A 21,456-nucleotide genomic window follows, 5' to 3' on the forward strand; every position below is an offset into this window, starting at 1 on the left:
ACATGTGTTATATTATTGGGCCAAACGCTCAGTAATTTGCATAACAATTTGAATTTAAAAGGTATTAAGTTATATGGCAACTGTAGGCATTTTCTTTGGCAGCGATACTGGCAATACCGAAAACATTGCCAAGATGATCCAAAAGCAACTGGGTAAAGATGTTGCTGAGGTTCACGACATTGCCAAAAGCACTAAAGAAGATTTAGAAGGCTTTGATATTCTGCTCATCGGCATCCCAACCTGGTATTACGGTGAAGCTCAATGTGATTGGGATGATTTCTTCCCGACACTGGAAGAAATTGATTTCAACGGCAAATTGGTGGCTATATTTGGCTGTGGCGATCAGGAAGATTATGCAGAATATTTCTGTGATGCGATGGGAACCGTGCGCGATATCATCGAACCACGCGGTGCTGCTATCGTCGGTCACTGGCCAACCGCTGGCTACCACTTTGAAGCGTCCAAAGGCTTGGCGGATGACGATCACTTTATTGGTTTAGCCATTGATGAAGATCGTCAGCCAGAATTGACAAATGAGCGCGTTGAAGCTTGGGTAAAACAGATCAGCGAAGAACTGAATCTGGCCGAAATTACCGGTTAATTTGTCATGTCGGAAACGCGAGGATGAAATTTAATATTGCCCCGCGTTTCCGTTGCTTCTATCCCTCTGGTTATACTCTGTTAAGCCACCCACAAATCCGCACTTTCATCCGTGCAAAATGAAAATAAACTGCTACAAATTTGTAACCTTATACTTTGCAGTCATATACTTAAATTATGCAACAATCCCATTCATCAATACATTGCATGATTAATCGGGCAAAGTGTGCAATTATATCTTTGTTAACAACCACGGTTTTCATTTGGGGCTAGCAGTTCTATAATGAGACGCAATTGAGAATATTGCGCCACGGATGTCATAGGCTGAACAGCCTTAATTTGAATCGATAGTAACAGGACTGAATCCGCATGACTGACAACAACAAAGCCTTAAAAAACGCAGGCCTTAAAGTAACACTGCCACGGCTTAAAATTCTGGAAGTGTTGCAAGATCCGGTGTGCCATCACGTCAGCGCGGAAGATCTTTATAAAAAGCTGATCGATATCGGTGAAGAAATTGGTTTAGCAACGGTTTACCGTGTACTGAACCAGTTTGATGATGCCGGTATTGTTACCCGCCATAATTTCGAAGGCGGCAAATCAGTCTTTGAGCTGACGCAGCAACATCATCACGATCACCTGATTTGCCTGGATTGCGGCAAAGTGATCGAATTTAGTAATGAATCCATTGAATCGCTTCAACGTGAAATTGCTAAACAACATGGTATCAAGCTGACCAATCACAGTCTGTATCTGTATGGCCACTGTGAAAGCGGCGATTGCCGTGAAAATGAATCTGCGCACGATAAAAGATAATGTAGTTTTATCGCGTTGACTTATAAAGATTTTAAGCGCTGCTGAAATAAATAATCCGCAAGATGGCCGCCTTTCCCGCTCAGTCACTCAAGTGCAACTCGGTTGGGAGTCAGGTGGTCATTCTTATTTATGCCCTTCACCCTTGAAGCCACAGGGTTGTTAGTTACTCTCATTCACCCGAATCACTGACGTACGTGATTTATTCGCTTGCCACCTATCTGCAACTCCAATGACCTTGGGTATACACCCTATTGCTACCTCCATAAATTTAAAGCAAAAAAAACCCCGGACTTGCCGGGGGAAAACCATCAACTCAACTTCACTTAATAGTGTTTACCTAAACCTCAGCAAACAGGGGTTAACATCAGACACAGCACTTTGACAGCAATAATCAAACCTTAACCGGCTCCGCACGACTACTACGTTTACCATCCGGACTGGTGGAACGAATCAATACGTCGCCACTGACTTTCGGTTGTGCTTTGGCATCATATTTCTGCCATTGCTTACCGCCATCGGTGGAATACTCAATTATCAACCCCGGCAAGGAGATGTTAGCTTCCAACGCCCCAGCGACAACACGAGCTCCCGGAATCGGTAAGCGGTAAGCCACACCCGCTTTATCCAGTTTTGCTAATTCACGTTGGCCCATGATGTTGGCAAAGCGCTGCCAATCGGTACTCAACGCCTTAGTGTCAACCCTATGCGTTTCACCACCTTTGTACTCACGACCGGCTTTATAATCCTGCTCCCAAGACGCACGATGCCAGGCACGTTCGGCCAGTGGTAATACTCGAGGGAAAATCATGTATTCCATTTGTTCATCAGTTCGTACTGTTTCATTCCATGATTGACCGGAAATACCGTGCACACCCGGCCAAGGTTTATCACTTTTAGCACTGAAATGATTACCGTCACGGTCAACCGATGTTTCCGCGTTTTGTGGCATGTTATCCGGCGCGAAACTAAAGACTTTAGCTTCGTCGCTGAAGCGAGTTGCCCAGTAATAACCGCGCTCATTTGGGTTAACTTCATATGGCATGTCGAAGTAGACATAATCCGGATTCGACGCGACCACTTCATAGCCTTTATTGGCCCAATCATTGATTGAATCAGCACCGCCCCAATAGAGGGTATCCCAGAAGTTAACGCCCACCCGTTTCGTGGCAAAGTCTTTCGACGACTGGGCATCTTTAAGACCGTCTTGCCAGGCTTGCATTTTTTCAATGCCATGAGCATTCACCAGTTTGCTGACTTCAATAGCAAAGTGGCTGGAAAGGTGCTCAACATCCTGAATTTTTCCTTGCTTGACCATATCCTGACAAACTTGTGATTTGGCCCACGGCTTATCTTCAATACTCTTATCAATAATGCCTTTGCCCGGCTCAATCGTGCCATTTTTGTCCTGGAAGCCTGCACCCAGGCGGATATTTTTCGCCTCATCACCGCCAAAATGCCAAGTTTTCAGCGGCATACCCGCTTCTTTGTGCATTTGAGCCATTTCGCCGATCACTTTGTCGACAAAGCGTTTAGACGAATCCAGACACGGGTTGAGATAACTTTTGCGTTCATAGAACTGAACAGAAGTCGTGTTGGAATCATCTGTCGGGTCAACCAGGCGGAATTCGTTGGCTTCTTTTTCTTTACCCTGCTTCATCAAATTGTTGTAACGAGCTTCCATCGAGACCACGGCTGCACGCGCGTGGGCGGGCATATCAATCTCAGGAATAACCTCAATTTGGCGGGCTTTAGCGTATTTCAAAATGTCGATGTAATCATCACGGGTAAAGTGACCCGAGCCCAAATTATTGCTATCCGGGCCAGAGCCCAATTGTGGCAGTAAGCAGGTGTTTTCCGTTAAATCGTGGCAACGCTTGCTACCCACATCGGTCAGTTCTGGCAGGCCGGGTATCTCAATACGCCAGCCTTCATCATCACTCAGATGGAAGTGGAATTTGTTCAGTTTGTAAGCGGCCATCTGATCGAGCAAACGCAATACTGCATCTTTAGTTTTGAAGTTGCGCCCGACATCCAGGAAAACACCACGGTATTCAAAGCGTGGCGCATCTTTGGCATCCAATGTCGCAATCTTCTTGCTACCATCGGTCGGAACTAAAGAAAGAATGGATTGCAGGCCGTAAAACACACCGGTTGGGTCAAAACCAATGACTTGCGCGCCCTTTTCACCAATTTTCAGCTCATATGCTCCTGAAACGGCTAAGTCACCTTTAAAGGCAGACGGCTGAATTGAGGTTTTAATCGGGAACCCAGTTGAACCCACCTTCAAGCCAAGTAATTCAAAACGCTGCGCCGCCGCCTCTGCAGCTGACTTTGGTAAAGTACTCAGATCAAGCGCCACACCTTGACTCAAGTCGGCATCTTGTCGGTGAACCTGCACTTCCATTGGGGTCGGGATAATCTGCCCGCGCAGGTTAGCCGCCGCTAATGTTTTCACGGCCTCATTTTTGACGAAGCGAGATTCCGGCGTCATTAATACGTTATTGTCGTCTCTAGTGCGTTTCCACTGATCGCCCGTAAACTGAGTCAGATATTCATTAATATCTTCAGTATCAGTGCTTTTCAGAACTTTTGGTTTTGCATCACCCGAAGTGGCATACCAGCGCGGCATAAAATCGGTGGCAAATAACTGCCAGTATTCGCCGGTGATCGGGATTTCAACCGCCTGATTAGCAGGGAAACCAGTAAATTTGGCGGTAGGTTCAATTTTATGTAGATCACCCGTCAGGTGAGTAATTTTAAACTGATCATTATCTACGGTGAGAATTTGACGAATACTATGGAAGTAAATAGCCCAGTCCTGGCCTTTGATCTCATCCCCAGTGTTGGTCAGAGTAATCAATACTTTATTACATGATGCCCAGTCAGCTCCCAACTTGGCACAATCTACGCCATTCTCAGCAGCGCGGTTATCCAACACTTTATAATTAACTTTCAAAGCGCTGAGTTGATCAACAATCTGTTGATTGGTGGCATCGGCATGGGCAGCGCCCATCAAGCCAAAGGTGGCGGTGATTGCCGCTAACGCATTTAATCTGAATTTGTTCATCACTAACCTCATCCATAATGAATAACCGCTGCCAAAGTCGCTACTGAAGTATTGCCGCTGACAGAATTATTGTTAGATCAATTTGTTGTTAAATAACTTACTGTTAAATCAATTATTGCTGCGAATTTCTTGCCAAAGTTTGCCGCACTGCGCGTCATAGGCTTGGCCATTGCCAGTGTGGGCCGCATCAATACAGCGCTGGTAATCCAGTACCCGTACTGTTTCTTTGTCGGTAAAGGCTTGATGCGCCTTCTCTTGTTTCAAAACGTTCAGTACCGCTTTGCAAGGGATCAGCCTTTCTGGTTGACCTTCGCTGGCATTGATACAAGCGCTGTATGCTTGCTTAAGTTTGCTGTCTTCCGGCTGAACGGGAGTTTGTGGGGCACAAGCACTTAATCCCATGACTGCGGTGATGATAAAAAGGATTTTTTTCATGGTGGCACTCCATTATGTCCCCGGCACAGCGGCCGGGGATGGCAATCAAAAGGGGAAAAATCAGAAGATGGTAAAGGGTGCAATCACGATGAATTTAACGTCTTTTTCATCCTGGAATACGTTGCCGAAACCGCCACCATAGCTTGGGATATTGGTGTGGTTGTCGTACATGGTGTAATGCAGTTTGAATAATGTGCCTTTCGCACGGCCTTCTTGCAGGGTGTAAAGAATGTCAAAGTTCCATGCAGATTCTTTCAAACGGGTATTTTGGTCATAAATTGGATTGGTGCTCGGTTTGGCATCCCAACCATAAGCATAGGAAGTCCCGACTGACCAACCGGCCAAATTCCAGTTTTTCAGGTCATACATCACACCACCGAATAACGCTTTTTCACCGTTAGCGTTAAAGTCAGAGCGCGAATCCCACCACACGTCTAAGCGGCCATTGGAGGTGGCGTAGCCCGGAGTCATACGTTGCAAGAAGTAGCCTTGGTTGCCGTCAGCTTTGGCCCAGGTACCTTCCAGACGCAAATCAAATGGTCCGGTGGTGTAACCCAGAGTCAATGCTTGCAACCAGGCAAGACCGTCATAGACGTCATTAACATCTTTGAAGCCGCCATCAACTTTGTCTTTTGCGCCATAGAACTGATAAGACGTCCGCAGATCATTACCCGCAACCGGGAAAGCATAAGAGGCTTTCGCAAAGTATTGGTCCATGTAATCTTTGGCTTGACCGAATGCTGCTTCCAGTACTAGCTTGTTTTTAAAGTCATATTTTGCGCCAATTGAGTGCAGATAACTGATACCAGTTTTGCCATCAGCTTGACGGAAGTTGTACATGTTCTGATACCACGGCGCTTTATATTCATCAGTCCACATGTATGACATGGACAGTGCGCCCGCCGTATCAAAATCAAATTTCGCACCACCTTCAGCACCGCGGTAGGTACCCGGCATAAAGCTCCAGTGTGGGGCTAGCAGGGTCTGGCCCGTGGGTTGGATATAACCACCACGCGCCCAGAAATCACCTAATTTGAATTTGGCTGCGGCTTTGTAAATACTCACACCACTCTTATCGCCGGTCCATTTTTCGTCCCAACGGGTTTTGGCATCACTGAAACCAATTTCGTTTGGTGCAGCAGGGCCACTGTTGGTCATTTCAACTGCGCCGAAAGCGGCTAAATCGATACCGAACATATCTGCGGCATAACCGGAAGAGAAGTCCAGGTTGGCGTTAAATGTGGAGTGATGCAGGTTAGCGACATACTTGCCATACTCTGCGCTACCTGGCGTTAAATCCTTACGGTCACGCTGACGCTGCCAATAGTAAATACCACCCGTCAGTGATGAATCATCAACAAAGCCTTCTGCCTTGGCCTCTGGGGCTGCCATAAACCCCGTTCCTAACAATGCACCCGCGACTGCGAGCGCTAATGTTTTACGTTTAGCACCGTGCGTAACCATATGAAAAAATTCCTCTTTGACATCACATTTAAAGTGCCGCCCCTGTGTCCACCACAGCTCACAGGTTTAGCCTCAAAAAACCCTAGTGGGTAAAGTTTTGCTGGGAAGAAATCTCCACCAGCAGTTGTTCATAAAAAAACCAACTTTGCTGTCGAAATACATACTGGCGAAGATTGCTGCTGGAATACAGACTATTTTTCGCGACGCGAATTATCAATCAAAAATAAAGCTAATTATTCAAAGTATGACAACGAGCACATAACTGTGAAAAAATATTACAGAGTTCACAAAAGCTTAAAAAACAATGCATAACATGATATTTTAAAAGGGAAATAGTCTCATATTGACATCTTGAATGGTTTCAGCTGAAGCAATAAAACAGAAGATTTATCCAGGATAAATAGCGTTATTTCTTTAGTTAATTCGTAAAGCGAATATTTAAGAAAGACTTACAGACAGCCACTCAAAGCAGAGAAAAGAATGCAATCTGTTGAGATTGACCAAAGAATAGGAGGGGATGGAGAGAAAACTGCAAGGATAGGGCCGTGTTTAGTAAAACTAACAATAGCTGTTCGACAGAGATAAAAAAGGCGTGGACTAAGCCACGCCAATTAAGGTAAATCCAGCAACTAGATTAGTTAGTCGCTTTAGCAGCCCAGGTATCACGCAGACCCACAGTGCGGTTAAACACCAACGCATCGGGGCGTGAGTAGTGGCTATCAGCACAGAAATAACCTTCACGTTCAAACTGATAAGTTTTTTCTGGCACCGCATCAGCCAGGCTTGGCTCAACAAAGCCCTGACGGATAATCAAAGACTCTGGGTTGATGGTAGACAAGAAGTCTTCCGCCGCCGCTGGGTTTGGTACACTAAACAAACGGTCATATAAACGGATTTCAGCAGGCAATGCATGCTTAACAGAAACCCAATGGATAACCCCTTTCACTTTACGGCCGTCGGCAGGATCTTTGTTTAAAGTTTCTGCGTCATAGCTGCAATAAAGTGTCGTGACATTACCTTCGGCGTCTTTCTCAACACGCTCGGCTTTGATGACATAAGCATTACGCAGGCGCACTTCTTTACCCAGCACCAGACGCTTGTATTGCTTATTGGCTTCTTCACGAAAATCAGCGCGATCGATATAAATCTCACTGTCGAAAGGTACCTGACGGGTGCCCATATCCGGATTATTCGGGTGATTTGGCATGGTCAGCCACTCTTCCCCTGCCGCACGATTCTCGATAACCACTTTAATTGGATCCAGAACAGCCATAGCCCGTGGCGCATTTTCGTTCAGATCATCACGGATACAGGATTCCAGTGCCATCATCTCAACGTTGTTATCCTGCTTGGTTACACCGATACGGCGGCAGAATTCACGAATTGATGCTGCGGTGTAACCACGGCGACGTAAACCAGAAATGGTTGGCATACGCGGGTCATCCCAGCCCTCGACGACCTTCTCGGTCACCAATAGGTTCAGCTTACGCTTAGACATAATGGAATATTCGAGATTCAGACGAGAGAACTCATACTGACGTGGATGGCATTCAATCGAGATATTATCCAGCACCCAATCATACAAGCGACGGTTATCCTGGAACTCCAAAGTACAAAGTGAATGCGTAATCCCTTCAATCGCATCAGAAATGCAATGGGTGAAGTCATACATCGGGTAGATGCACCACTTGTTACCAGACTGGTGATGTTCGGCAAATTTAATGCGGTACAACACCGGATCACGCATCACAATGAACGGTGACGCCATGTCAATTTTTGCGCGCAAGCATGCGGTGCCTTCAGCAAAGCCACCGGCACGCATTTTTTCAAACAGCGCCAGGTTCTCTTCCACACTGCGGTCGCGATACGGGCTATTTTTACCCGGCGCAGTCAGTGTGCCGCGATATTCGCGCATCTGCTCAGGCGTTAATTCATCAACATACGCCAGGCCCTTGTTAATCAGCTCTACAGCGTACTGGTACAATTGGTCAAAATAGTCTGAGGAGTAACGTACATCACCGCTCCAGGTGAAGCCCAGCCACTCTACGTCGTGTTTAATTGACTCCACAAACTCCACGTCTTCTTTCACTGGGTTGGTGTCGTCGAAACGCAGATTGCATTGCCCCTGGTAGTCTTGGGCAATACCAAAGTTCAGGCAAATAGACTTCGCATGGCCAATATGCAAGTAACCATTTGGCTCCGGCGGGAAGCGGGTATGAACCGACGTGTGTTTGCCGCTGGCTAAATCTTCGTCAATGATCTGACGGATAAAATTACTTGGGCGGGCTTCTGCCTCACTCATTGTTCTATTCCTCAATGCAAACGCAACAAATATAACCGCATATAATCCAACAAGCCCGGCCCGGAAACAACCGTTTGTTACAGTAAATAAAACAAAAAAACGGGAAGAGATCACTCTCTTCCCGTTGGTTCAGCTAAAAGTTAAATCGGTTATTCAGGACAGCCGTCCCTTTTCGCCGTCAGGCTTAAGCCGATTATTTGCTTTGAATCTCAAACAGCTGGCTTTGACCGGCAACCACCGAACCACCCGCCAACACCGAGATACCGGCATAGTCATCAATATTACTGACAACAACTGGGCTAATCATTGAGCGCGCATTAGCGTTCAGGTAGGCCAAGTCCAGCTCAAGCACCGGTTGACCAGCAACTACAGTGGCACCTTCTTCAACCAGACGTGCAAAGCCCTGGCCGTTCAGTTTCACCGTATCAATCCCGATATGTACCACAATTTCAGCGCCGGTTTCAGTTTCCAGGCAGAAAGCATGGTCAGTGTTGAAGATTTTTACGATGGTGCCGTTTGCCGGAGCAACCACAGTTTTATCCGTTGGACGGATGGCAATACCCTCACCGACAGCTTTGCTGGCAAAGGCTTCATCAGGAACCTCTTCCAAAGCAACCACATCACCGGTAATCGGAGAAACCAATACCAAAGAGGCGGCTTTCGCGGTGTTAATGACAGCCTGAGGCTTGGCCGCAGCAGGAGCAGTGGTGCTACTTGCCGCAGGAACCGGGCCACCGGCCAACACGTTACGCATTGCCGAAGCAATCAGTTCCGCACGGGTACCAACAATCACTTGCACACTTTGTTTGTTCAGGCGAATAACACCAGAAGCGCCTAAGCGCTTGGCAACACCGTCATTCACCAAGGCAGAATCTTTAACGTTCAAACGCAGACGGGTGATACATGCATCAATCCCTGTCAGGTTGTCTGAGCCGCCGATGGCTCCAATGTAACGACGCGCCAGACCATTGATTTCGCTTTCGTTAACTTCTGGAGTTTTATCAACATTGACGTCATAACCATCTTCTTCACTACCTTCAACTGCCAGTTCACGACCTGGAGTCAGCAAGTTGAATTTCTTGATGGTGAAACGGAATACCACGTAGTAAATCGCGAAGAATACCAGACCTTGTGGGATCAACATGTACCAGTGTGTCGCCAGCGGGTTGCGGGAAGACAACACCATATCCACCAGACCGGCACTGAAACCAAAGCCTGCAATCCAATGCATACTGGCTGCAATGAACACAGAAATCCCGGTCAGCACGGCATGGATAAAGTACAACACAGGGGCAACGAACATGAAGGAGAATTCAAGTGGTTCAGTGATACCGGTGAAGAAGGCTGCAAATGCCCCCGCCAACATGATACCGGCCACTTTTGCTCTGTTTTCCGGACGCGCACAGTGATAAATCGCCAGCGCAGCACCAGGTAAACCAAACATCATGATTGGGAAGAAACCAGCCTGATAACGACCCGTGATACCGACAACAGCTTTACCGCTATCGATGGACTGTTGGCCACCCAGGAAGTTAGGGATATCGTTAATACCGGCAACGTCAAACCAGAACACAGAGTTCAAGGCGTGATGCAGGCCGACTGGGATCAGTAAGCGGTTGAAGAAGGCATAAATACCTGCACCCACAGACCCCATATCTTTGATGTATTCGCCGAAAGTCACCAATGCGTTATAAATCAGTGGCCAAACGTACATCAGGATGAAGGCAACCACGATCATCAGGAAAGACGTCAGAATCGGAACCAGACGGCGACCACTGAAGAAGGAAAGTGCTTTTGGCAATTCAACGCTGCTGAAGCGGTTGTACAACTCAGCTGAGATGATACCCACAAGGATACCCACGAACTGGTTGTTAATTTTGCCGAAGGCAGCTGGAACCTGATCAACCGGAATCTTTTGAATCATCGAAACCGCGGCTGGCGAACACAGCGTCGTCAACACCAGGAAGCCGACAAAGCCGGTCAGTGCAGCAGCACCGTCTTTATCTTTTGACATACCATAAGCCACACCAATGGCGAACAGCACGGACATATTATCGATGATGGCGGCACCGGACTTGATAAACAATGCCGCTAGCGCATTATCACCACCCCAGCTGACTGGGTCTATCCAGTAGCCCACACCCATCAATATCGCGGCTGCAGGCAGTGTGGCCACTGGGACCATCAAAGCCCGACCCACTTTTTGCAAGTAACTAAGAATATTCACCTTTCCCCCTATTCGTCCGATATCGGACCCTTTAAGTAGTTTATTTATTTGATTCACTACCTTTTAGAAAAACGCATGGCACATCTTTATTTATTCACGGCACGTATTACTCACTCGGAGTGTAAAAAAATTATTTCGTAACGCAAATTAAAACCCCCTATTTTGTGATAAATGTCACCAAAAACCAGTCAAAAAGCACCAATAGACTAGCCATGACACAAAACTTATTTTATCATTCGAAAAATGAACAAAGCATTGTACCAACGCATGAGTCAAAATCTGAGTTACGCTTAGCTGAATGATTCAATCCGCGTAGAGTATAGCCACTATTAGCAATCAAAGAGGTGCAAGATGAGACTTATCCCACTGAAAAACACCACAGAAGTTGGTAAATGGGCCGCACGTTATATCGTTAACCGCATCAATGCATTTAAACCGACCGCTGATCGCCCATTTGTTCTGGGGCTGCCAACTGGCGGCACACCGATGGAAGCGTATAAGCACTTGGTTGCGCTGTATAAAGCCGGTGAAGTGAGTTTCAAAAATGTGGTCACTTTCAACATGGATGAATATGTTGGGCTGCCGCAAGAGCACCCGGAAAGCTACTACACCTTCATGCACAGCAATTTCTTTGATCATGTGGATATCCCTGCTGAAAACATCAATCTTCTTAATGGTAATGCGCCTGATATCGATGAAGAATGTCGCCGTTACGAAGAAAAGATTAAGTCTTATGGCAAAATTCACCTGTTCATGGGTGGCGTAGGCGTTGACGGCCACATTGCCTTTAATGAACCGGCGTCCTCTTTAGCTTCTCGAACTCGCATCAAAACGCTGACCGAAGAAACTCGCGAAGCAAACTCACGTTTCTTTGGTGGTGATGCAAACCTCGTGCCGAAATATGCACTTACTGTGGGTGTGGGCACTCTGTTGGATGCAGAAGAAGTGATGATTCTGGTGACTGGCCGTGGCAAAGCACAAGCCTTGCAAGCCGCAGTTGAAGGCAGCATCAACCACATGTGGACCATCAGTTGCCTGCAACTGCATGCGAAAGCCATCATGGTGTGCGATGAACCTTCGACTATGGAATTGAAGGTTAAAACTGTAAAATATTTCAGCGAATTAGAAGCTGAAAACATCAAGAATCTGTAACAGTTATTAGGGGGTTAAGATGTACGCTTTAACTCACGGCCGTATTTATACCAGCCATGAAGTACTGGATAATCACGCTGTTATCGTGGCTAACGGATTGATCGAACGTATCTGTCCTGCCGATGAACTTCCGGCTGGCATTGAGGTACGCGACTTGGGTGGCGCCATCCTGGCCCCCGGTTTTATTGATGTTCAGCTTAATGGCTGCGGTGGTGTGCAATTCAATGATTCGCTTGATGCCATCTCCGAAAAGACGCTGGAAATTATGCAGCGCGCGAATGAAAAGTCAGGCTGCACCAGTTTCCTGCCGACACTCATTACTTGCAGTGATGAATACATGAAGCACGGCATTGATGTCATGCGTTCATATCTGCAAAAAAACCAGCATCAGGCTTTGGGTCTGCATCTGGAAGGGCCTTATATCAGCCCTCAGAAGAAAGGGACTCATAACCCAGCGTTTATTCGTAAACCTAGCGCTGAAATGATTGATTACCTGTGCGCCAATGCCGATGTGATCACTAAAGTGACCTTGGCACCTGAAATGGTTGATGCCAAATATATTCGTCAACTAACAGAAGCCGGTATTTTGGTTTCCTCCGGCCATTCAAATGCGACGTATCAGCAAGCTCGTCAAGGTTTTGCTGCCGGTATCCGCTTTGCAACGCACCTATATAATGCAATGCCTTACATTTCCGGACGCGAACCGGGCCTGATTGGGGCGATCTTTGATACGCCAGAAGTGTATACAGGTGTCATTGCGGATGGTTTGCATGTGGATTGGGCCAACATCCGCAACGCTAAGCGATTGAAAGGTGAGAAATTAGTACTGGTAACTGATGCAACTGCACCAGCAGGTGCTGAAATTGATCAATTTATTTTTGCTGGTAAAACAATATACTATCGCGATGGTTTATGTGTGGATGAAAATGGCACATTAAGCGGTTCAGCACTGACCATGATAGAAGCGGTCCAAAATAGTGTTGAACATGTGGGCATCGCGCTGGACGAAGCATTGCGTATGGCCACACTTTATGCGGCCCGAGCGATTGGCGTGGATAAGCAGTTAGGGAGTATTGAAGCCGGCAAAGTGGCTAACCTGACTGCCTTTACCCGCGATTATAAAATCACTAAAACCATCGTTAATGGTAACGAGGTTTTAAAATAAGCGAGTAATTTTATTGATGAGCACCGGCGGACAGTCACAAATTGGTAATGTGGATCTTGTGAAACAACTCAATGGTGCCGTGGTATATCGGCTCATTGACCAGCAAGGCCCGATTTCGCGCATTCAAATTGCCGATCTCAGCCAGCTAGCTCCCGCCAGTGTCACCAAGATTACTCGTCAACTGTTGGAGCGCGGGCTGATCAAAGAAGTCGATCAGCAAGCCTCCACCGGTGGCCGCCGCGCGATTTCTATCGTGACAGAAAACCGTCAGTTCCATACCATCGCGGTCCGCCTGGGCCGCCATGATGCCACTATTACGCTGTTTGATATGAGCGGCAAGTCGCTGGGTGAAGAGCACTATTCCCTGCCAGAGCGCACGCAAGAAACTCTCGAACATGCATTATTTAATATCATCAGTCAGTTTATTGAAGCTTATCAGCGCAAATTACGTGAACTGATCGCTATCGCCGTCATCCTCCCTGGTCTGGTTGAACCGAGCAAAGGTATCGTGCGCTATATGCCACATATCAGTGTTAGCAATTGGCCGTTAGTCGAAAATCTGCAAAATCGTTTCAATGTCACCAGCTTTGTCGGCCACGATATTCGTAGTTTAGCGCTGGCTGAGCACTATTTTGGTGCAACTCGAGACTGCGAAGACTCTATTTTGGTTCGTCTGCATCGCGGTACCGGTGCCGGAATCATTGTTAACAGCCAAATATTTCTTGGCAGCAATGGTAACGTAGGCGAAATAGGTCATATCCAGATTGATCCATTGGGCGAGCGCTGCTATTGCGGTAATTTTGGTTGCCTGGAAACTGTCGCATCGAATGCAGCAATTGAAAACCGCGTACGCCACCTGCTCGCGCAGGGGTATCCAAGCAAGTTAACATTGGATGATTGCCATATTAGTGCCATCTGCAAAGCTGCTAACAAAGGTGATTTGCTGGCAACTGAGGTGATTGAACATGTAGGCCGCTACCTGGGTAAAGCCATTTCTATCGCCATCAACTTGTTCAATCCGCAAAAAGTGGTAATTGCCGGTGAAATCATTGAAGCTGACAAAATCCTGCTCCCCGCTATTCAAGGTTGTATTAATACGCAAGTGTTAAAAAACTTCCGCCAAAATCTACCGGTAGTCACCTCGCAGCTTGATCATCAATCAGCTATTGGGGCTTTTGCACTGGCCAAGCGCGCTATGTTAAACGGCGTATTATTGCAACGCCTGTTAGAAAACTAATCATTTATGTACCCAATAGATTTCGAGTTGCAGGTAGGCGGCAACGGAATAAACCCAAGGAGTTGAGATAACTCAATGAGTTGGGTAAGTGATGGCAGCCAACAGCCCTGTATTTTGAAAGATGACGGGCATAAGATAGTGGCAGGGTCAGTTTCATTATCGGCCATGTTATAGTGACTCATTGCTGCGGCTAAAAGAGTAATTCAAACAATGACAATTAAAAGTGTTATTTGCGATATCGATGGTGTTTTGTTGCATGATAATCATCCCGTCCCCGGCGCCGATGTTTTTCTGGCCCGAATTCAAGAAGCCGGCATGCCGCTGGTTATTTTGACCAACTATCCGTCACAAACCGCTCAGGATCTGGCTAACCGTTTTAGTTCTGCCGGGCTGGAAGTGCCAGAAAGTGCTTTTTATACCTCGGCGATGGCAACAGCTGATTTTCTGCGCCGCCAGGACGGTAAGAAAGCTTATGTGGTAGGTGAAGGCGCATTAGTTCACGAATTGTATAAAGCTGGCTTTACCATTACCGATATAAATCCTGATTTTGTGATTGTGGGTGAAACCCGCTCATACAACTGGGACATGATGCATAAAGCAGCCTATTTCGTCGCCAATGGTGCGCGCTTTATTGCTACCAACCCCGATAGCCACGGCCACGGCTTTGCACCTGCCTGTGGTGCGTTGTGCGCGCCTATCGAGAAAATCTCTGGTCGTAAACCATTTTATGTCGGCAAACCTAGCCCGTGGATTATCCGCGCTGCACTCAATAAAATGCAGGCACATTCGGAAAGTACCGTCATTGTGGGTGATAACCTGCGTACCGACATTTTAGCCGGTTTCCAAGCGGGTCTTGAGACTATTTTGGTTCTTTCCGGCGTATCGACATTAACAGATATTGAAGCGATGCCATTCCGCCCAAGCTACGTTTACCCATCTGTTGCAGAAATTGACATCATCTAGTTTCTCGTTGGCGGTTCCGGCCGCCATACACCTTTTTGTGATACTCCCCTTATCGCGCAGCGCCCTTTTTTAGTGCAGCGCACCAAAGTTTCTTGCTAATTCTCCCCATTTTGGCGCATTTTCGTTATGTGTGTTCACCGCCATGCCAGCTATAGCGACAAATCTATCGCGCTCTAAATTGGCGTGTTTTTTGCATTACTTTCTACAAATTATTCGGATGAATGCATCGTCATGGGGCACAGCTTGCATCAATCAAAAGCAAGTGCACGAAAAACAGTTCCAGCGATGAACGACTCAAACTCAACATCATCACCGCCAAAGCAGAGAAGTTAGGGAGATTACTATGTGTTCTATTTTCGGGGTCCTCGACCTTAAAACTGACCCCATTGAGTTACGCAAAAAAGCGCTGGAAATGTCACGCCTAATGCGCCACCGCGGCCCGGACTGGTCAGGTGTATGGGCAAATGATAAAGCCATACTCGCCCATGAACGCTTATCTATTGTTGACGTCAATACTGGTGCACAGCCCCTGTTTAACGCGGCGCACACACATATTCTGGCGGTCAATGGTGAAATTTATAATCATCAGGCATTACGCCAGCAATACGGCGACCGTTATAAATTCCAGACCGGGTCTGACTGTGAAGTCATTCTGGCGCTGTATCAGGAGAAAGGGCCTGAATTCCTTGACGACCTGCAAGGTATGTTCGCTTTCGTCCTATACGATACGGAAAAAGACGCTTACCTGATTGGGCGTGACCATCTGGGTATTATCCCGCTGTACATGGGCCACGACGAACACGGTAATATGTTTGTGGCTTCAGAAATGAAAGCCTTGGTTCCGGTTTGCCGTACCATCAAAGAATTCCCAGCCGGAAGCTATCTGTGGAGTCAGGATGGCGAAATCCGCGAGTATTATCATCGCGACTGGTTTGATTTCGATAATGTCAAAAACAATGTCACCGATAAAGTTGAACTGGCAAATGCGTTAGAAGATGCGGTTAAAAGTCATTTGATGTCCGACGTTCCTTACGGCGTGCTGCTCTCTGGCGGTCTGGATTCCTCGGTTATTTCAGCTATCACCAAAAAATTTGCAGCTCGTCGCGTAGAAGATGATGAACGCAGTGAAGCCTGGTGGCCACAATTGCACTCCTTCGCCGTGGGTTTAATAGGTTCACCTGATTTGCGCGCCGCGCAAGAGGTCGCCAACCATTTGGGTACCGTGCATCATGAAATTCACTTCACCGTGCAGGAAGGTCTGGATGCTATCCGTGATGTGATTTATCACATTGAAACTTATGATGTCACCACTATTCGCGCCTCAACACCAATGTACTTGATATCACGTAAAATCAAGGCGATGGGTATCAAAATGGTGCTATCAGGTGAAGGTTCTGACGAAGTATTTGGCGGTTACCTCTATTTCCACAAAGCGCCAAATGCCAAAGAATTGCATGAAGAAACCGTGCGCAAACTGTTAGCCCTGCATATGTATGACTGTGCTCGTGCCAACAAAGCGATGTCTGCCTGGGGTGTTGAAGCACGAGTGCCATTCCTGGATAAAAACTTCCTTGATGTGGCGATGCGAATTAACCCGCAGGATAAAATGTGCGGTAATGGCAAAATGGAAAAACATGTCCTGCGTGAATGTTTTGAATCCTACCTGCCACATAGCGTCGCATGGCGTCAGAAAGAACAATTCTCCGATGGTGTGGGTTACAGCTGGATTGATACATTAAAAGAGAAAGCTGCCGAGCAAGTCACTGATCAACAGATGGAAACTGCGCACTTCCGTTTCCCATACAACACGCCGTCCTCTAAAGAGGGCTACTTGTATCGAGAAATTTTTGAAGAGCTATTCCCACTGCCAAGTGCAGCGGAATGTGTGCCTGGCGGCCCTTCAGTAGCATGTTCATCTGCTAAAGCAATTGAATGGGATGAATCATTCAAAAGCATGGATGACCCTTCTGGTCGCGCTGTAGGTGTGCATCAGGATGCTTACAAATAACTGAACGTGATAGCAGGGGAGTCTGCCTGCATCAACCATTCAGCTCTCAAGGCCGCCTTCGGGTGGCCTTGTTTTTTTTGCTGGCAAATTCAACAATTAATCATCATAAGTGCTGCTTTAATCACCAGACTGTTCACAAGCCAAACAAACGAACCCCTTCAACGCTTTTTTGGGAAAAAATTAGTTGACGCAAATCGGCCATATACGCATAATGCGCCCCGCAACGCCGATGAAGGTTGTGCAGAAAAAAGATGGCTACGTAGCTCAGCTGGTTAGAGCACAGCACTCATAATGCTGGGGTCACAGGTTCGATTCCCGTCGTAGCCACCATCTTTTTTTATGTATGCGGGAGTGGCGAAATTGGTAGACGCACTAGATTTAGGTTCTAGCGCCGCAAGGTGTGCGAGTTCAAGTCTCGCCTCCCGCACCATTTTCATCGGTTGTCACAGTAGATGGGATATCGCCAAGCGGTAAGGCACCAGGTTTTGATCCTGGCATTCCCAGGTTCGAATCCTGGTATCCCAGCCATTTTTCTGAAATGGTTTGTTGTTAAACAAGAAGACTGTTAAACACAAACACTGTTAGACACCAGTTGTGCTAAGTCAGTAAAAAGAATTGTATTTCAGTTGGGATATCGCCAAGCGGTAAGGCACCAGGTTTTGATCCTGGCATTCCCAGGTTCGAATCCTGGTATCCCAGCCATACAATTTCTTAAGGTTAAAGATTTTAAGATGGCTACGTAGCTCAGCTGGTTAGAGCACAGCACTCATAATGCTGGGGTCACAGGTTCGATTCCCGTCGTAGCCACCATCTTTTGGGGTATCGCCAAGCGGTAAGGCACTGGATTCTGATTCCAGCATTCCGAGGTTCGAATCCTCGTACCCCAGCCAAATTTAGAAAAGCTCGCTTCGGCGGGCTTTTTGCTTTTCTGCATTTTGTTTTTTTGCTGTGATAAGATTTTTTCGCTGCGATAAAATTTGAATTTTGTTTTTCAACAAAAGAACAAGAAACGTACCCCCGTCGCCAAGAAACAACTATTTCTGGCGACGAGTTATAAAATACCTACAGCCCTAGCGCATACTTCAATGCATGCTCCTTGAGCTTACCCGCACGTTGAGCCGCCATCAGCGCCAAATTACGCACAAATTTTACCGCAGGTAAGTCATTACTGAATGCGGTGTAAAACACATCCATACCACTTTGCATAATCAAATTATCAGTACGGCGGCGGCGCTGATAACGCTGCAATACCTGCTCGCTATGCCAGGATTCAGCCTGTTCACGCGCCTGATTTAACACCTCCAGTAACGCCTCGACATCCCGATATCCCAGATTAACCCCCTGCCCCGCCAATGGATTGATGGTATGCGCCGCATCGCCCAGTAATACCAACCCCGGCTGCACATATTGCTGCGCATGGCGGCGAACCAAAGGGAAAGAACCGGCGGCAATAGCGTTGACAGTTCCCAAACGGGATGGGAACGCCGCAGCAACCTCTTGATTCAATTGTGCCAACGGCAACGCCTGAAGCTGACGGATACGCTGAGGCCTGTCGTACCAAACCAATGATGCCCAGTTATCAAATAATGGCAGGAACGCTCTTGGGCCAGAAGGGAAAAACTGCTGCCAGGTGGTGTCTTGCTGAGCAGTATCGGTCTCGACAGTAATTAACATACAAGACTGGCGATATTGCCAACCGCTGGTGCCAATCCCAGCTAAACGGCGTACCAGAGAATTAGCTCCATCCGCACCCACCACTAAATGGCTCTGTATCTCTCGCTGTGCATCTAACGTGATTTTCCAATAGTCATCTACTCTAACCATTGTTTGCAGTCGTGACGGGCACAGTAACGTCAAATTAGGGCATGTTGCCATCTGTTGCCATAGCGCCAGTTGCAAAACTCGGTTCTCGACCATAAAGCCCAGTTCAGGCAATAACAGCGACGCCGCATCAAAAACAACTTGAGAACCCGGCTGTTCCCATGTTTCCAATCGACGATAAGGTGCATAGCGCATCTGTTGCACTTGCGGCCAGGCGCCGAGCTGTTTCAGCAAGGATACCGAGGTGCATCCAATCGCGGAAACCCGTAAGTCCGGCACACTTTCAACCTCAAACGGCTGCGGAGCCTCATGTTCCAGTAACGCCACTGACCAGCCAGTTTGTGCCAGTCCAAGCGCGGCAGCGGCACCTACCATGCCTCCGCCCACGACCACAACATCATAATTTGGTTGCGATTTATCCATTTTGGCCATTCTTAGAAGTTAAAATACCGCCTATATTTTGTCAGCAGACAGTGTACCGGATTTTTCATTACTCCACAGGATAAGTAAGCCGTTATGCGGTGGTCATCGTAACGGCAAATGACTACAATAGCCCTATAACTACGGAGCCTTTGTGCTACCCACTATTCGATGACGGAACACTGCATAGAGCATTGCGCCACGCGATGTGACTTTTATGATGAATTTTTTGGCGGTAGATAGGCTATGACTAAAAAACTACACATCAAAACCTGGGGCTGCCAGATGAATGAATACGATTCATCTAAAATGGCTGATTTGCTGGCCAGCACCCACGGCTACCAATTGACAGAAATCCCCGAAGAGGCGGATTTACTGTTACTTAATACCTGCTCAATCCGCGAAAAAGCACAGGAAAAAGTATTCAGCCTGCTTGGGCACTGGAAACTGCTGAAAGAGAAAAATCCAGAGCTCATTATTGGTGTGGGTGGTTGTGTGGCATCTCAGGAAGGTGAGCATCTGCGCCAACGTGCTCCTTGTGTCGATGTCATTTTCGGTCCACAAACCCTGCATCGTTTGCCGGAAATGATTAATCACGTGCAAGGCACCCACAGCCCTGTGGTGGACATCAGTTTCCCAGAAATTGAAAAATTTGACCGCCTGCCGGAACCCCGCGCTGAAGGGCCGACAGCATTTGTCTCCATTATGGAAGGTTGCAATAAATACTGCACATTCTGTGTCGTACCTTATACCCGTGGCGAGGAAGTTAGCCGGCCAAGTGACGATATCTTGTTTGAAATCGCACAGTTAGCAGCCCAAGGCGTGCGGGAAGTGAACCTGCTTGGCCAGAATGTCAATGCATATCGTGGTGCCACTTATGATGGTGATATCTGTAGTTTTGCCGAACTATTGCGGCTAGTTGCCGCCATTGATGGTATCGATAGAGTGCGCTTTACCACCAGCCATCCTATTGAGTTTACTGATGATATTATTGACGTTTATCGGGATACCCCCGAACTGGTGAGTTTCCTGCATTTACCGGTACAAAGTGGCTCTGATCGCATTTTGACCATGATGAAGCGGGCGCATACCGCGCTGGAATACAAAGCTATCATTCGTAAACTGCGTCAGGCTCGGCCTGATATCCAAATTAGCTCTGATTTTATTATCGGTTTTCCCGGCGAAACTCAGCAAGATTTTGAGCAAACCATGAAACTGGTGGCAGATGTCCGTTTTGATACCAGTTACAGCTTTATTTACTCTCCACGCCCTGGCACGCCAGCGGCTGATCTTCCGGATGATGTTTCAGAAGAGGAGAAAAAGCAGCGCCTGCATATTTTGCAACAACGGATTACTCAGCAAGCGATGGAAATCAGCCGCGAAATGGTGGGTACTGTGCAACGCATTCTAGTGGAAGGAACATCTCGTAAGAATGTGATGGAATTGGCGGGGCGCACTGAGAATAATCGGGTCGTGAACTTTGAAGGTACACCAGAGATGATCGGTAAATTCGTCGATGTTGAAATCGTTGATGTTTATGCCAGTTCACTGCGCGGCATTTTGCTGCGCACCGAAGACCAGATGGATCTACGTATTCATGAATCGCCGCAATCAGTGATTGCCCGCACCCGCAAAGAAAATGAGTTAGGTGTCGGCCTGTACCAACCCTGATTGCAATTTTGCGAACCAGTCCGCACCAGCAGGCGCTGCATTGTCAGTGCCTGTTTTATTTTAGCGGGACGTTATGCAAATTCGTTTTTTTTAAGTTGCACCATCTGC

Annotated in this window: 14 protein-coding genes and 6 tRNA genes; 14 read left to right on the forward strand and 6 right to left on the reverse strand. The window is 47.2% G+C overall.

Annotated elements, in window-relative coordinates; translation table 11 throughout:
* Nucleotides 1-73: 73 nt before the first annotated feature.
* Together fldA and fur are read left to right on the forward strand one after the other, a co-directional pair.
* Nucleotides 74-601, forward strand: coding sequence for a flavodoxin FldA (gene fldA, locus QSV56_RS02560; protein ID WP_005163372.1), 528 nt, complete (start codon nucleotides 74-76; stop codon nucleotides 599-601).
* Nucleotides 602-969: 368 nt separating this feature from the next.
* Entirely contained in the window at nucleotides 970-1,416 is a 447-nt protein-coding gene (gene fur, locus QSV56_RS02565) for a ferric iron uptake transcriptional regulator (RefSeq protein ID WP_005163370.1), read from the forward strand.
* Nucleotides 1,417-1,807: 391 nt separating this feature from the next.
* Here fur and QSV56_RS02570 read toward each other — a convergent pair whose 3' ends face one another.
* The 5 genes from QSV56_RS02570 to nagE all read right to left on the reverse strand — a co-directional run bounded on the left by QSV56_RS02570 (nucleotide 1,808) and on the right by nagE (nucleotide 10,911).
* On the reverse strand, nucleotides 1,808-4,483 hold the full coding sequence (locus QSV56_RS02570) for a beta-N-acetylhexosaminidase (RefSeq protein ID WP_046695310.1): 2,676 nt from the start codon (nucleotides 4,481-4,483) through the stop codon (nucleotides 1,808-1,810).
* 108 nt (nucleotides 4,484-4,591) lie between these two features.
* Complete coding sequence (chiQ, locus tag QSV56_RS02575) at nucleotides 4,592-4,918, reverse strand: ChiQ/YbfN family lipoprotein (protein WP_019081183.1); 327 nt, start codon at nucleotides 4,916-4,918, stop codon at nucleotides 4,592-4,594.
* A 60-nt stretch (nucleotides 4,919-4,978) separates the two neighbouring features.
* Nucleotides 4,979-6,382 (reverse strand): OprD family outer membrane porin, encoded by a 1,404-nt coding sequence (locus QSV56_RS02580; RefSeq protein WP_005167949.1) that lies wholly within the window; start codon nucleotides 6,380-6,382, stop codon nucleotides 4,979-4,981.
* A gap of 634 nt (nucleotides 6,383-7,016) precedes the next feature.
* Nucleotides 7,017-8,684 (reverse strand): glutamine--tRNA ligase, encoded by a 1,668-nt coding sequence (glnS, locus tag QSV56_RS02585; RefSeq protein ID WP_019081184.1) that lies wholly within the window; start codon nucleotides 8,682-8,684, stop codon nucleotides 7,017-7,019.
* Between the two features lie 193 nt (nucleotides 8,685-8,877).
* The gene (nagE, locus tag QSV56_RS02590; RefSeq protein WP_019081185.1) at nucleotides 8,878-10,911 is read right to left on the reverse strand and encodes an N-acetylglucosamine-specific PTS transporter subunit IIBC; all 2,034 of its coding nucleotides are present in this window, start codon (nucleotides 10,909-10,911) and stop codon (nucleotides 8,878-8,880) included.
* 351 nt (nucleotides 10,912-11,262) lie between these two features.
* Between nagE and nagB the strand changes: the two genes are divergently transcribed.
* From nagB to QSV56_RS02645, 11 genes are all read left to right on the forward strand, one after another.
* Entirely contained in the window at nucleotides 11,263-12,063 is an 801-nt protein-coding gene (nagB, locus tag QSV56_RS02595; protein WP_005163359.1) for a glucosamine-6-phosphate deaminase, read from the forward strand.
* A 19-nt stretch (nucleotides 12,064-12,082) separates the two neighbouring features.
* Nucleotides 12,083-13,228, forward strand: a complete 1,146-nt coding sequence (gene nagA, locus QSV56_RS02600; protein WP_050158675.1) for an N-acetylglucosamine-6-phosphate deacetylase — start codon at nucleotides 12,083-12,085, stop codon at nucleotides 13,226-13,228.
* Between the two features lie 16 nt (nucleotides 13,229-13,244).
* Nucleotides 13,245-14,465 carry an N-acetylglucosamine repressor gene (locus tag QSV56_RS02605; RefSeq protein WP_005167941.1) on the forward strand — a complete coding sequence of 407 codons (1,221 nt, stop codon included), beginning with the start codon at nucleotides 13,245-13,247 and terminating at the stop codon, nucleotides 14,463-14,465.
* Between the two features lie 210 nt (nucleotides 14,466-14,675).
* The gene (locus QSV56_RS02610; RefSeq protein WP_005167939.1) at nucleotides 14,676-15,428 is read left to right on the forward strand and encodes an HAD-IIA family hydrolase; all 753 of its coding nucleotides are present in this window, start codon (nucleotides 14,676-14,678) and stop codon (nucleotides 15,426-15,428) included.
* Nucleotides 15,429-15,771: 343 nt separating this feature from the next.
* Nucleotides 15,772-17,436 (forward strand): asparagine synthase B, encoded by a 1,665-nt coding sequence (gene asnB, locus QSV56_RS02615; protein WP_301210594.1) that lies wholly within the window; start codon nucleotides 15,772-15,774, stop codon nucleotides 17,434-17,436.
* A gap of 253 nt (nucleotides 17,437-17,689) precedes the next feature.
* A tRNA-Met gene (locus QSV56_RS02620) sits at nucleotides 17,690-17,766 on the forward strand.
* Nucleotides 17,767-17,781: 15 nt separating this feature from the next.
* Nucleotides 17,782-17,866 (forward strand) — tRNA-Leu (locus tag QSV56_RS02625).
* A 23-nt stretch (nucleotides 17,867-17,889) separates the two neighbouring features.
* Nucleotides 17,890-17,964, forward strand: a tRNA-Gln gene (locus tag QSV56_RS02630).
* A 99-nt stretch (nucleotides 17,965-18,063) separates the two neighbouring features.
* Nucleotides 18,064-18,138: transfer RNA gene (locus QSV56_RS02635), tRNA-Gln, on the forward strand.
* 31 nt (nucleotides 18,139-18,169) lie between these two features.
* Nucleotides 18,170-18,246 (forward strand) — tRNA-Met (locus tag QSV56_RS02640).
* 5 nt (nucleotides 18,247-18,251) lie between these two features.
* A tRNA-Gln gene (locus QSV56_RS02645) sits at nucleotides 18,252-18,326 on the forward strand.
* 172 nt (nucleotides 18,327-18,498) lie between these two features.
* On the opposite strand, the gene ubiF is transcribed toward QSV56_RS02645, so the two are convergent.
* Nucleotides 18,499-19,680: a 3-demethoxyubiquinol 3-hydroxylase gene (ubiF, locus tag QSV56_RS02650; protein WP_050298535.1), complete on the reverse strand. Its 1,182-nt coding sequence runs from the start codon at nucleotides 19,678-19,680 to the stop codon at nucleotides 18,499-18,501.
* A 243-nt stretch (nucleotides 19,681-19,923) separates the two neighbouring features.
* On the opposite strand from ubiF, the gene miaB reads away from it, so the two are divergent.
* Entirely contained in the window at nucleotides 19,924-21,348 is a 1,425-nt protein-coding gene (miaB, locus tag QSV56_RS02655) for a tRNA (N6-isopentenyl adenosine(37)-C2)-methylthiotransferase MiaB (protein WP_019081187.1), read from the forward strand.
* The last annotated feature ends 108 nt before the right edge of the window (nucleotides 21,349-21,456 follow it).

The organism is Yersinia sp. 22-579, from assembly GCF_030433455.1.
GTDB classification, from domain to species: Bacteria; Pseudomonadota; Gammaproteobacteria; order Enterobacterales; family Enterobacteriaceae; genus Yersinia; species Yersinia enterocolitica.

Coding starts and splice junctions, on each gene's coding strand:
- glnS (WP_019081184.1), bottom strand. CDS start 8,684: ATGAGTGAGGCAGAAGCCCGCCCAAGTAATTTTATCCGTCAGATCATT.
- nagB (WP_005163359.1), top strand. CDS start 11,263: ATGAGACTTATCCCACTGAAAAACACCACAGAAGTTGGTAAATGGGCC.
- miaB (WP_019081187.1), top strand. CDS start 19,924: ATGACTAAAAAACTACACATCAAAACCTGGGGCTGCCAGATGAATGAA.
- QSV56_RS02580 (WP_005167949.1), bottom strand. CDS start 6,382: ATGGTTACGCACGGTGCTAAACGTAAAACATTAGCGCTCGCAGTCGCG.
- QSV56_RS02605 (WP_005167941.1), top strand. CDS start 13,245: ATGAGCACCGGCGGACAGTCACAAATTGGTAATGTGGATCTTGTGAAA.
- asnB (WP_301210594.1), top strand. CDS start 15,772: ATGTGTTCTATTTTCGGGGTCCTCGACCTTAAAACTGACCCCATTGAG.
- fur (WP_005163370.1), top strand. CDS start 970: ATGACTGACAACAACAAAGCCTTAAAAAACGCAGGCCTTAAAGTAACA.
- chiQ (WP_019081183.1), bottom strand. CDS start 4,918: ATGAAAAAAATCCTTTTTATCATCACCGCAGTCATGGGATTAAGTGCT.
- nagA (WP_050158675.1), top strand. CDS start 12,083: ATGTACGCTTTAACTCACGGCCGTATTTATACCAGCCATGAAGTACTG.
- QSV56_RS02610 (WP_005167939.1), top strand. CDS start 14,676: ATGACAATTAAAAGTGTTATTTGCGATATCGATGGTGTTTTGTTGCAT.
- fldA (WP_005163372.1), top strand. CDS start 74: ATGGCAACTGTAGGCATTTTCTTTGGCAGCGATACTGGCAATACCGAA.
- ubiF (WP_050298535.1), bottom strand. CDS start 19,680: ATGGATAAATCGCAACCAAATTATGATGTTGTGGTCGTGGGCGGAGGC.
- QSV56_RS02570 (WP_046695310.1), bottom strand. CDS start 4,483: ATGAACAAATTCAGATTAAATGCGTTAGCGGCAATCACCGCCACCTTT.